A 12,044-nucleotide genomic window follows, 5' to 3' on the forward strand; every position below is an offset into this window, starting at 1 on the left:
CCGCCTGTACCGCCGCATCCGCCTCGATCTTGCGGCCGAAGCCGCCGCCCAGCAGCGTCGGGTAAACCGTCACGGTATCGCCGGGTACGCCCAGCGCCCGCGCGACAGACATGCGCGTCCACGTGAGGGACTGGGTCGGCGCCCAGATTTCCACCTTCTGCTCGCTCACGCGGGCGGTCGCCGTCATCGGCTCCATGCACATGTGGGCCAGATACGGCACGCTGTACGTGTGCTCGATCGCCTGCCCCTTCTCCAGCACGTCCGCCGCGTCACCGCTTTCGGCATAGACGTGGGCATCGCCTTCTGTCAGGGCGGCGTCGATCAGCACCTCGATGTCCGCCGTGTCCGCGCCGCCGCCTTCCGAGATATCGAACTGCGGCTCGATCTGCTCCAGCAGGGTCTGCGCCCGCCACCAGCTGTAGGCAACCACCGCGACCCAGTTGTCCTGTTTCACCAGCTTGAGGAAGCCCTTGGCATCCGCCAGCGGGGCCTCGTTCACGCCGGTCAGCGGAGAGGTGCCGCCCGGGCCTGCCTTGACGGCGGCATAGGCCATGCCTTCCAGCCGCACGTCCACGCCGAAGCGGGCGGTGCCGTCCACCTTGGAGGGAATGTCGATGCGCGGCACGGACCGGCCGATGAGCGCGAACTTCTCCGCCTTGCGCAGCTCGGGCGTCTCGGGCGCTTCTTCCTTGGCCGCATCGGCGGCCAGTTCGGCGAAGGTCGCGCGCCGGTCGCCATGCACGATCGTGCTGTTCTCGGCGCGGCACTGGGTCCAGTCCACGCCCCAGCGGCGGCCCGCCGCCATGCACAGCATGGTGCGCGCGGTTGCGCCCGCCAGCCGCAGCGAGCCGTAGAACGCCCTGACGGAGGTGCTGCCGCCCGTCACCTGCAACGCCAGCCGCTCGGCCAGTTCAGACATGGCCCAGCGGGCAATGCCACGCGCAAAGCCGGGCAGAACCTCGGTGCCTTCCTGCATCACCAGCTTGTTGGCGTAGATCGGGTGCACCGGAGCGGGCTCGACGGAAATCGATTCCCACGCCGCGCCCAGCTCCTCCGCAATGATCTGCGGCAAGGACGTATAGACGCCCTGCCCCATTTCCGCCTGCGGCACGAGCACGACGACGCGGCCGTCAGCCCCCACCTTCAGCCAGGCATTGATGACGGTCTCGTCCTCCCGCGTCATCATGACGAGGGCCGGGTTGCGCGGCCATGCCAGATAGCCCACGAGCAAGCCCACGCCCGCCGCGCCGCCGATCAGGAACCGTCGGCGCGTGGTTTTCGGCTGGGGAAGTGGAATGTTGTGCGCGGTAGTAAGATCCGGGTTTCCGTCAGCCATGCACTTACCTGCCATGCACTTAAATTCTGTAAGCTCGGGCAAAAGGCGGGGCCGCACTGCTGTCTCCGGGCTGCCGAAAGCGAGGCAAACTTGCCTGCGCACGGCAGCCGGAAGGCGAAGACCACCGCCATCTGGTTGCAGCGGACGTTAGTCGCCCCGGCCAAGGAGGGGAAGGGAAAATTTGCCCGCAAGCGCCGCAGCGCACCGCGGCTTGAGCACTGACGACCGCTCAGGGGGCGCGCTTCAGACGAACCCGAGAACACAGAAAACCGCAAATGGCGGAAAGGCGGGCCGCAGCGGCCGGGTGGCCGCGCTTGTTTCGCGTTCTCCCCCGGCCGCATGCCAGCTTCCATAAGGCGTGAGCCCTCGGTGCGGCTGGCGTTCTCCCCAAGACCCTAGCGGTCCTCCCCGAACCAGGCGCGGTCTTTATGAATATGCCGCCGCTCTCTCTGTTTCGAAGCGGGTATAATAATATCCCTTTAAGGATACTTTGTCGATCTTCCCTGAACCGAGACGTGGCAGAGGGTTGCAAATAAGCCACAGTCTGGTCGGCAGCTTGAACGCCGCCAGATGCCGCGCCGCTTCCGCCAGCACGTCCGCCTCGGTCACGTCCGCCCCCTCGCGCACGCGCACCACCGCGCCAACCGCCTCGCCCAGCCGCGCGTCGGGCAGGCCGAACACGCAGGCTTCCAGCACCCCGTTACAGGCCTGCAGGGCCGCTTCCACCTCAAGGGAGGAAATGTTCTCCCCGCCCCGGATGATGATGTCCTTCTTGCGATCGACCACGAACAGGTAGCCATCCTCATCGAAGTACCCGAGGTCGCCCGAGCGGAACCAGCCGTCCGGCGTGAAGGCTTCCGCCGTTGCCTGCGGGTCCATCCAGTAGCCTCGCGCCAGCGCCGCCGTGCGCCACCAGATCTCGCCCGTCTCGTTGGGCGCGGCCTCGGTGCCCGCATCATCCAGCGCGATCTTCAGGCGCGCCACCGCCGCGATCGGCCGCCCCGCCGAGCCCGGCTTGGCCAGATACCCTTCCCGGTTTCCCACCGTGCTGAAGGCGTTGGTCTCGGTCAGGCCGTAGCCGATGGTCGGCCGCTTGTCCGGAAAGGCCTCCTTCAGCCGCCGCACATGCTCGGCCGGGCGAGGCGCGCCGCCCGCGCCCATGTCCCGCAACGAGCTGATGTCGAAACTCTCCCGGTCGGGATGCTCCAGCACCTCCAGCGTCATGGTCGGCACGCCGATCAGGTGCGTCACCCGTTCCGCCTCGATCAGCCGCAGAGCCTCGCCCGCGTCCCACCGGTGCATCATCACCAGCTTGCGCCCCACGATGAAGCAGGTCAGCCACACCGCGAAGCAGCCGGTGACGTGAAACAGCGGCACCGCCAGCAGCGTGGCGGACTGGTGCGTGAAGGCCCGCCCCTCCTGCTCATCCATCCGGTTCATCGCCAGACCGTAGAGCGCAAGGCCGAACAGGCCGGTCAGAATGGCGCGGTGGGTCGAGACCACCCCCCTCGGCTGGCCAGTCGAGCCGGACGTGTAGAAAATCGTCGCGTCATCGTCCGGGTCCAGCGGCGGCAGGTGGAACGGCTCCGCCGGCGCTCCCGCCAGCACCGCCTCCAGCCGCTCCCAGCCGTGCCGCGCCACTTCCTCCTCGCTCACCCGGTCCGCACCGCGGCTGCGGGCCACCACAACGGGCACCTGTGCCTGCGTCGTCTCCGCCAGCCGCCGGGCGCGGGGCGCGTCCGCCACCACCAGCCGCGCGCCGCTGTGGCGCACGCCGTACGCCAGTTCCTCGCCCGTCCACCAGGCGTTGAGCGGCACCACCACCGCGCCGATCATCACCAGCCCCATGAAGGTCAGGCACCATTCCGGCATGTTCCGCATCGCCAGCGCCACCCGGTCGCCCTTGGCGATGCCGTAGCGCTGCTGGAGGGCCGCGCCGTAGCGCCGCGCCAGTTTCAGTGTGCCGGCAAAGCTCAGCCGCTCCTCGCCGCAGACGATGAAATCCGCCGCGTCGTGGGTCATGGCCAGTGTCTGCATATAGTCCCGCAGCGTTTGCGGCGTGTTGCGGAAGACCGGCAGCAGTTGCCCGCGAATGACCGCCTCGCCCACTTCCAGCGGCCCGCCCGGACCGGCGAGCACGGCACAGATCCGGTCATAGAGAATGTCGGAGTCGGTCAGCATCCTGCCCCTGCCTTTTCAGCATCTCTGCCACCTGTCTGGCGGCTGTCTGACGGCTCCGGGCGTTGGCCGCGCGGAGTCTCGCCTGCCCTTCCGGCAGGCCCGGCACACCTCACGCAACGGCTCATTATGCGTTGTTTTGAGGAATAATATGCGGCAAGGGAAAGGGCCCGGCAACGCCAGTGCCGGCTGAACATCACCGGATTCTTGGGGGGTAGCTGTCAGATGGAACTCGGCCACATCGATCCTGTTGCGTTTGAGATCGGCCCCCTCGTGGTGCGCTGGTACGCGCTTGCCTACATCGTAGGAATTCTGGGCGGCTGGTGGCTCGCCATGCGCATGGCAAGCGCGCCCGGCGCACCGTGGACCCGCCGCCACATTGATGACTTCATCACCTGGGTCACCTTCGGCATCATCATTGGCGGCCGTCTGGCCTACGTGGTGTTCTACAACCTTGCCTATTACATCGAGAACCCCGGCGCGATCATCCGCCTGTGGGACGGCGGCATGTCCTTCCACGGCGGCGTCATCGGCGTTGGCGTCGCCATCCTGTGGTTCTGCCGCAAGCACAAACTGAACTGGCTGCGCGTGGCGGATTACGTCGCCTGCGTCGTGCCCATCGGCCTTGGCCTCGGACGCGTCGCCAACTTCATCAACGGCGAGCTGTGGGGCCGGGTCACCACCTCTCCCCTCGGCGTCATCTTCCCCAGCGGCGGCCCGCTGCCGCGCCACCCCAGCCAGCTGTACGAAGCCTTCCTCGAGGGCCTCGTGCTGCTCGTCATCCTGCTCGTGCTGTTCTACCGCACCGAAGCGCGCCTGATGCCCGGCCGCCTGACCGGCGCATTCCTGTTCTTCTACGGCGTGTTCCGCTTCGGCGTCGAATTCGTGCGCGAGCCGGACAGCCACCTGGTTGAATTCGCCGCCACCACCGGCCTGCACATGGGCCAGTGGCTGTGCGTGCCGATGATCCTCGGCGGCCTCTATCTCTACCTCACCGCACCGAAGCGGCGGGCGGCATGAGCGCGCTCGCCCCGCTGATCGCCGAACGGATCCGCGAGCGCGGCCCGATCACCATCGCCGAGTACATGGCGATCTGCCTCGGCCACGCGACGCACGGCTACTACATGAAGCAGGTGCCTTTCGGGCGGGAGGGAGACTTCACCACCGCGCCCGAAATCTCGCAGGTGTTCGGCGAGCTCATCGGCCTGCATCTGGCGGACGTGTGGCTGCGCGCCGGCGCGCCCAACCCGGTGCAGCTTGTGGAACTCGGCCCCGGGCGTGGCACACTGATGGCGGATATCCTGCGCGCCACCAAGGGCGTGCCCGGCTTCCACGCCGCCCTCTCCGTCACCTTCGTCGAGATGAGCCCGGTGCTGCGCGCCGAGCAGAAGGCCCGCGTGCCGCACGCCCGCTGGGCGGACCGGCTGGCGGACATCCCCTCCGGCCAGCCGCTGCTGCTGGTCGCCAACGAGTTCTTCGACGCCCTGCCCGCCCGCCAGCTGATCAAAACCGCGCGCGGCTGGCAGGAGCGGCACGTGGCGCTGGAGGATGAGCGCTTCATCCCCGTCGTGCCGGAGGACGCCCCCCTGCTCGATGCGCTGGTGCCCGCTGCGCTGCAAGGCGCGCCGGAAGGCAGCTTCTACGAACTGCTCGGCGGGGAGGAGGACGCCGCCGTTCTCAACCAGCGCCTGAGCCAGGACGGCGGCGCGGCGCTCATCATCGATTACGGCCACGCGAAGCACAGCCTTGGCGACACGCTTCAGGCCATGCGGCAGCACGCCTACGCCGACCCCTTCACGGCTCCCGGTGATGCGGACCTGACCGTGCATGTGGATTTCGAGCAGATCATCGAGCGGGCGGGCAAGGCCTTGCGCGTGCTCGGCCCCGTCGGGCAGGGCCGGTTCCTGCGCGCGCTCGGGCTGGACATCCGCACCGCCGTGCTCGCCAAGGCCAACCCGCCCAAGGCCGAGGCGCTGGTCGTCGCCTCCCGCCGCCTTGCCGACAGTGAGCAGATGGGCGCGCTGTTCAAGGTGCTGTCCCTCAGCAGCCCGGCTTGGCCCGCCCCCGCAGGATTGGACTCGTGAGTATTGCGTTGACCGACATCACCTACCGAAAGCCGGACCGGCAGGACGCCGCCGCCATGTCGCATTTCGGCCGCAAGACGTTCTCCGACACCTTCGCCCATCTCTACAAGCCGCAGGACCTCTCCCATTACCTTAACCGGGTCTACACCCCGGCCGTGTTTCTGGCGGACCTGGCAACGCCCGGCACCGAATTCCGCGTTGCCGAACATGCAGGCCAGATCATCGGCTTCTGCAAGATCGGCTCGGTCACCGTGCCCATCAACCCGGTGCCGCCCCGCAGCATCGAGCTGCGCCAGCTCTACGTGGACCACGGCTACCACGGCAGCGGCGTTGCCGCGACGCTGATGGCCTGGGCGCTGGACCGCGCCTTCGCCCGGGAGTGCGAGACCGTCTATCTCAGCGTCTACGCCGAGAACTTTCGCGCCCAGCGCTTCTATGAGCGCCACGGCTTCAAAACGATCGGCGAATACAAGTTCATGGTCGGCAATCAGGCGGATGACGAACTCATCATGATGCTGAAGCTCTGCCACGACCTGACCGAAACCGAAGCTGCTCCCGAATCCACCCCCGCAAAGGATTCCGCCCGATGACCCCCGCTCCCGAAAACACCGTCTCCAATAACACCGCGCCCGGAACCGCTGCTTCCGAGGCTGCCGCCCCCGTCACCCTGCTGATGTCCGGCGCGCTGGCGGGCGTACCCCACGGCTTTCTCGGCCGCACCGGCGGTGTGTCCACGGGCATCTTCTCCAGCCTCAACGTCGGCCTCGGCTCGTCTGACGATCCCGCCAGCGTGCGCGAGAACCGCCTGCGCGCCGTCAACGCCGTTGCTCCCGGCTACCGCCTCGTCACCCTGCATCAGGTCCACTCCAACCGCGCCGTGGTGGCGGGAGACTGGTCCGACGACGGCCGTCCGGAAGCGGACGCCTTGGTCACCGACCAGCCCGGCGTTATCCTCGGCATCCTGACGGCCGACTGCGGCCCCGTGCTGCTGGCCGACCGCGAAGCCGGCGTCATCGGCGCGGCCCATGCGGGCTGGAAAGGCGCGCTGACCGGCGTGCTCGATTCCGTCATCATGGCGATGGAGCAGCTCGGCGCGGAGCGCGAGCGCATCAGCGCCGCCATCGGCCCCTGCATCGGCCGCCGCTCCTACGAGGTGGACGAGGCCTTCGTCCGCCGCTTCTACGAGGCCAGCGAGGAGTCCGAGCACTTCTTCTCCTCCGGCCAGCGCGAAGGCCATTACCAGTTCGACCTGGAAGGCTTCATCACCATGCGCCTCGCCCAGGCGGGCATCCGCTCCATTGAGGCGCTGGGCGAGGACACCTACACCCAGCCCGACCGCTTCTTCAGCTACCGCCGCACCACCCACGCCGGTGAGCCCGACTACGGCCGCCAGATCTCCCTCATCGCCCTGCCCCACCGCTGCGGCTGCGGCCACACCCACAGCGACGGCGCTCATGACCATGAGCATGACCACGGGCATGAACACCACGGGTAAGGGAGATTTTCCCGTTTGAATTTCTTTTCACAGGAGGGTTCATTGTAGGAGGATCTGTAATCCTCCTACACCTCCTATTCGTTTTTCCGGGCCACGCTTCCCCCGCTTTCCTTAGGGCACACGGCACCTGCTGAATTCCTGCGGGCCGCAACCTGATGGGCGCAGTCGGCCAGCAGACCGCCCCGACACACATGGCAGAGCGCCAATGGCAAAGCGCCAATGGCAGAGTGCCAAACGCCAGAACAGGCCCGTGCTTTTTACAACTTCCCAGATTATCCGGCCGCGCCATTCAACACACGATGGCATGCCCTGAATTCCGATACAGCACACTGGCATGACCGGGATGCGCCCCGATGAATACAGGCGCGGGCAAGAAAGAACACCGCAATCGCCTTCACAAATTCACGAGCCGCTTCCTGACCCCTTTCCGGTGACGTCTTACATTTTCGCTGCCGTTGGATCGGGACAAGCCCTTACAAGAACTGCTGCATCTCTGGTTTCCACCGCTTGCGCACCAGACCGGGCGGGGCGCGGCCCTTTACCGAAACTCCAGAAATCGCACCCGCACATGCAGGACGCGGCCCGAAAGACGAATGGGGGCGCGGGGGTTACAGACCCCCGCAAAATCCCTCTTAAACCGCATTCTCAACCCAGCGTTGCACCGGCCGCCATGGCGTCGAACTCCGGCAGGGCAGCGTCGAAATAGTGGGTGGCGGTGCCGTCCAGCGCCATCAGGTAGAGCTTGCCGTTGATGACGGCGGCAAGGCTGCGGCCCTTGCGCTTTACCTCGTCGCTGCCGACGTAGGTGTAATCGAACCGCAGGCCCGGCTGGCCGAGGAACGTGGCGGGCTCGACGGCGGTGGTCTCGAAGATCGAGGCACCGGCCTTGATGCGGTAGAAGCTCTCGATCATGGAGACCAGATCCTGCGGCGTCATGCTGGCGCGGAACACCGGCACCTTCTGGTCGTCCTTCTTGCGCTGGCGGGCAATGGCTTCGCCGTCCGGCAGGCCGCCGATGAAGCTGATGCCGTCCAGCATCGGCCCGTTGCGGGTCCAGTTCTCCTCCCATTTCACATCATGGGTGCCCTTGGGCACCTTGTTCCACGCCATGGCGGGCTGCACCTTGATGGCGCCCTTGGCCGCGCCCACCGGCGCGGGCGAGACCAGCGTGTAGGTCGGCGTACAGGCCGCCAGCCCGATCAAGGATCCCACAGTCACGATACGAAGCAGTTTCATCTGTTTGCCCCCCGGCATTTGAACCAGCGTTCGAGCAGGGCGCGTGCCCTGCGGTGAACACATGTGCGACACACCAGACGTCCGCAGCCGCTACCCTGCCGCCTGCGGACCATCAGCCCTATTGCGCGAGCGAGAAGCGGATCATCCCCGCGTCCTTCGCGTCCGGCCTCAAACTCAGATACCGGGCCAGCGCCCTGCGCCCGTCTTCCCCCTGCCCGGCCTTCAACCGGGCATAGCCGTGGGCCCGCCACGCCTCGGGCGGCGCGTCCTCGAACTGCACAGCCGCGCCGTAAGCCGTCGCCGCCAGGTCCGCATCTCCCGGCAAGTCCCGCAGGCGGTAGATCTCGCCCTCGAAGTAGCGCAGCAGGCCGCTCCAGCCGTCCTGCGCCAGGGACTGGATCAGGTAGAGGCTGGCGCCCGGATCATTCACCTTCACCTGTTCCTCCAGCAGCATGGCCTGATAGGGCGCAACCGCCGCCTGCCAGCGATCCTGTTCGTCGGAAAAGCCGGCCTCCTTGGCAATGGCGCGCACTGCCTCTGCCGCCGCGCCGAGTGCTTTCATGCGATCATCGCTCGGCGGATGGGTGGAGAAGGAAGAGCGGGCCGGATCGCGGTAGCGTTTCCCCCGCTCCGCCGCCGAGGCCTTGCGCTCATCAATCATCTGCCGCCACACCTGGGCTGCCGCCTCCGGCGTGTAGCCTGCGTCCGCCAGCAGTCTCAGGCCGTAGAGGTCTGCCTCACTCTCATGCCCCCGGCTGAAGCTGAAGATGGACAGCACCAGCATGGAGTTGATGGAGTTCGCCAGATCGACCCAGCCGTACGGGTTGCCGCCCGCCGCTGCCGAAGCTCCGGCCACCACTGCGGTTCCGGCCGAAACAAATGCCATGAACCCGGTTTTCGACTTCCGGTCCCGCCAGCCGCTCACCGAATGCTTGCGCGCATAGTGCCCTGCCTCGTGGCCCACCACGGCGGCGAACTGCGCCTCGTTGCGCACCCGGGCAAAGAAGCCGCTGTTCAGCAGCATCATGCCGTTGGGGAACATGGCTGCGTTGAAGGCCGGGTCGTGCAGCAGGTAAATCCGCAGGTCCTTCGACTGCGCGCCCAGCAGCCGCTCCACCACTTCCTGCGTGTACTGCCGCAGCCCCGGCATCTGCATCAGCAGGCTGGAGGTGGAAAGCTCCTCCTCCAGCCGCTCGCACAACTGCCACAGCCCCCTTTCGTCCGCATCCACCGGCTGGTAGCCCGGACCGATCAGCGGTGGCAGGGCGTCCGGCCCCGCGCCCAGACCCGCATCCGGCCCCGAACGCGGCGACACAGTCGACGCCGTCTTGCCCAGCGCCGCCCCGCCCCAGCAGAGCGTGCAGCCGCACAGCCCCGCCGCGAGAAAACCGCGTCGCGAAATGCTCCCCATGATCGCCCGCTTACGCCTTCTTGCCGCCGGCCAGCGTCTCGGCACTCCGGGTCTCCTCGCCCGGCTTCATCTTGCCGAGCAGGTTGCGCACCAGCGTCTGTGCGCCTTCCGGCGTGCGGATGTCCCCGGTCGTGGACGAGAGCACGTTGAACCACACCACCTGCCCGGTTTTCAGATCAACCAGCGAGCTGTAGGCCGCCTGCTGGCCGCCGGTCGGCATGATGCACACGCCCACCATGCAGCCGAGGAAGCTCACCGCCTGCAAGGCCACCCGGCCGCTGCTGGCGAAGCTGTCCTCCGCGTGCAGGAACAGGGCATAGTCGTAACCACTGGCCTGCCCGAACTCGACCGCCTGCTGGCCCAGCGTCCAGTCGAACCGGTCCTTTTTCGTCGGCAGGCTCTGGCCCAGGTATTTATGCAGCGCAATGGAAGCGCCCACCGCCTTGTGCAGACGCTCCAGCTCCGCCACCCGTGCCGGGTCGCCCGCCTCCTCGCGCGTGGCCGCCACTTTCACCATGCCGCCACGGCTGGCCTGCTGCTGCGCCAGCGCCGCAAGGAGGTGGCCGCGGGCCTGGTCCGTCCAGTCCTCACGAGGTTCGACGGCGCCGCCCGCCGTCAGCAGGCCAACGGACACGTCCGGCCGCATGACCAGCAGGCGATATTCCCCCTGCGGCGGCACGAAACCCACGTCGGCCATCTGCTTCGTTGACGTGCAGCCCGCAACCACCAGCGCCGCCATCATCATCAGTACAAGCTTCACACAATTCATCGGTCAGCCCCCCCGCCCGAATGCCCAGAATCTGAAGTTCGCCTCGATACCCCCGACTCAACACAGGTACAAAGTAGCAACAGAACCCCTAAGGTGACTACTTTAATATTAGTCTAATTTTACGATAGCAAAATTTCACCCTTTGCGGGGGAGTTGGTCATCACCCCCCTGACGGGCCGTGCGTTCTGCTGATTCGCTTCGCTCAGACGTCTGATTGCGCCCTCGATCACCATGGAGCGTGAATTATTTCCGACAGACCGCATCCACCGGGATTGCAGTGTGTTCAGCCTGTTGAAGCGTACCAGGCAGCACCAAACAGCCTCATTTAGCTGAGCCGTGCATTGCCACCACGGTCTACCGGCGTTAAGAGCGTGCCGATTCCCGTGTTTTCCCTCCAGAGGGCTCCCATGAAGCTTGTCGCAGGTAACTCCAATCCGCCGCTGGCCGAAGCCGTCGCCGCGTATCTCAACATGCCGCTGACCAAGGCGACCATCCGCCGCTTCGGTGATGAAGAAGTGTTCGTCGAAATCCACGAGAACGTGCGTGGTGAAGACTGCTTCGTCATCCAGTCCACCTCGGCTCCGGCCAACGACAACCTGATGGAGCTGCTGATCACCATCGATGCGCTGCGCCGCGCCTCTGCCCGCCGCATCACCGCCGTGATCCCGTACTTCGGCTACGCCCGCCAGGACCGCAAGCCCGGCCCGCGCACCCCGATTTCGGCCAAGCTGGTGGCGAACCTCATCACCACCGCCGGTGCCAACCGCGTGCTGACCATCGACCTCCACGCCGGCCAGATTCAGGGCTTCTTCGATATCCCGACCGACAACCTGTTCGCCGCGCCGGTCATGTCTGCCGACATCACCCAGCGCTTCGGCAAGGAAAACCTGATGGTTGTCTCGCCGGACGTGGGCGGCGTGGTGCGCGCCCGCGCGCTGGCCAAGCGCCTCAACAACGCCCCGCTCGCCATCGTCGACAAGCGCCGTGAGCGCCCGGGCGAATCCGAAGTCATGAACATCATCGGTGACGTGCAGGATCGCTTCTGCATCCTCATCGACGACATCGTCGATTCCGCCGGCACCCTCTGCAACGCCGCCGCCGCGCTGAAGGAAAAGGGCGCGAAGGAAGTGGTGGCCTATGTCAGCCACGGCGTGCTGTCGGGCGGTGCGGTGGCCCGCGTCGGCGCGTCCCAGCTCTCCGAACTGGTCATCACCGACAGCATTCTGGCGACCGAGGCCGTACGCGTTTCCCAGCGCATCCGCCGCCTCACCGTCGCCCCGCTGATCGCGGAGGCCGTGCATCGCATCGCCGAGGAAACCTCGGTATCGAGCCTGTTCGACTAAACTCAGCTCACAGCCAAACGAAAAACGGCACCCGCGCCATCAGGCCGGGTGCCGTTCTTTTTGCCGTTTCAGTGCTTCAGATCAAAGCGGCTGATACAGCGTTGCGACCCAGCCGCCGGGCATGGCGACGGCGAAGCGGCGCTCGTGCGGGCCATTCTCGATGGCACCCGGCGCGAACCCGGCCTCCGCAAG

General features: G+C 66.7%; 10 protein-coding genes. 5 read left to right on the forward strand and 5 right to left on the reverse strand.

All coding sequences use genetic code 11. The features are described from left to right. Together VIG90_RS18165 and VIG90_RS18170 are read right to left on the reverse strand one after the other, a co-directional pair. The coding region (locus VIG90_RS18165) for a molybdopterin cofactor-binding domain-containing protein (RefSeq protein ID WP_331594937.1) at positions 1-1,336 on the reverse strand (1,336 nt) is incomplete at its 3' end. Between the two features lie 426 nt (positions 1,337-1,762). Beyond that, positions 1,763-3,517 carry a class I adenylate-forming enzyme family protein gene (locus VIG90_RS18170; protein WP_331594938.1) on the reverse strand — a complete coding sequence of 585 codons (1,755 nt, stop codon included), beginning with the start codon at positions 3,515-3,517 and terminating at the stop codon, positions 1,763-1,765. Between the two features lie 222 nt (positions 3,518-3,739). On the opposite strand from VIG90_RS18170, the gene lgt reads away from it, so the two are divergent. The 4 genes from lgt to pgeF all read left to right on the forward strand — a co-directional run bounded on the left by lgt (position 3,740) and on the right by pgeF (position 7,093). Further along, positions 3,740-4,534, forward strand: a complete 795-nt coding sequence (gene lgt / locus VIG90_RS18175; RefSeq protein WP_331594939.1) for a prolipoprotein diacylglyceryl transferase — start codon at positions 3,740-3,742, stop codon at positions 4,532-4,534. Beyond that, positions 4,531-5,598, forward strand: coding sequence for a class I SAM-dependent methyltransferase (locus VIG90_RS18180; RefSeq protein WP_331594940.1), 1,068 nt, complete (start codon positions 4,531-4,533; stop codon positions 5,596-5,598). Before lgt ends, VIG90_RS18180 begins: the two co-directional genes overlap by 4 nt. Beyond that, positions 5,595-6,188 (forward strand): GNAT family N-acetyltransferase, encoded by a 594-nt coding sequence (locus VIG90_RS18185; RefSeq protein WP_331594941.1) that lies wholly within the window; start codon positions 5,595-5,597, stop codon positions 6,186-6,188. The genes VIG90_RS18180 and VIG90_RS18185 overlap by 4 nt, the downstream gene beginning before the upstream one ends. A gap of 83 nt (positions 6,189-6,271) precedes the next feature. Next, positions 6,272-7,093 carry a peptidoglycan editing factor PgeF gene (gene pgeF / locus VIG90_RS18190; protein ID WP_331594946.1) on the forward strand — a complete coding sequence of 274 codons (822 nt, stop codon included), beginning with the start codon at positions 6,272-6,274 and terminating at the stop codon, positions 7,091-7,093. 645 nt (positions 7,094-7,738) lie between these two features. Here the strand turns inward: pgeF and VIG90_RS18195 are convergent. The 3 genes from VIG90_RS18195 to VIG90_RS18205 form a co-directional block, all read right to left on the reverse strand. Continuing rightward, positions 7,739-8,329 (reverse strand): hypothetical protein, encoded by a 591-nt coding sequence (locus tag VIG90_RS18195; RefSeq protein ID WP_331594942.1) that lies wholly within the window; start codon positions 8,327-8,329, stop codon positions 7,739-7,741. Positions 8,330-8,447: 118 nt separating this feature from the next. Further along, positions 8,448-9,740, reverse strand: a complete 1,293-nt coding sequence (locus VIG90_RS18200; RefSeq protein ID WP_331594943.1) for a M48 family metallopeptidase — start codon at positions 9,738-9,740, stop codon at positions 8,448-8,450. Positions 9,741-9,750: 10 nt separating this feature from the next. After that, positions 9,751-10,509 (reverse strand): hypothetical protein, encoded by a 759-nt coding sequence (locus VIG90_RS18205; RefSeq protein ID WP_331594944.1) that lies wholly within the window; start codon positions 10,507-10,509, stop codon positions 9,751-9,753. A 407-nt stretch (positions 10,510-10,916) separates the two neighbouring features. Between VIG90_RS18205 and VIG90_RS18210 the strand changes: the two genes are divergently transcribed. After that, the gene (locus tag VIG90_RS18210; RefSeq protein ID WP_331594945.1) at positions 10,917-11,852 is read left to right on the forward strand and encodes a ribose-phosphate pyrophosphokinase; all 936 of its coding nucleotides are present in this window, start codon (positions 10,917-10,919) and stop codon (positions 11,850-11,852) included. Positions 11,853-12,044: the final 192 nt, after the last annotated feature.

This window comes from Pedomonas sp., from assembly GCF_036515995.1.
GTDB lineage: Bacteria > Pseudomonadota > Alphaproteobacteria > Sphingomonadales > Sphingomonadaceae > Pedomonas.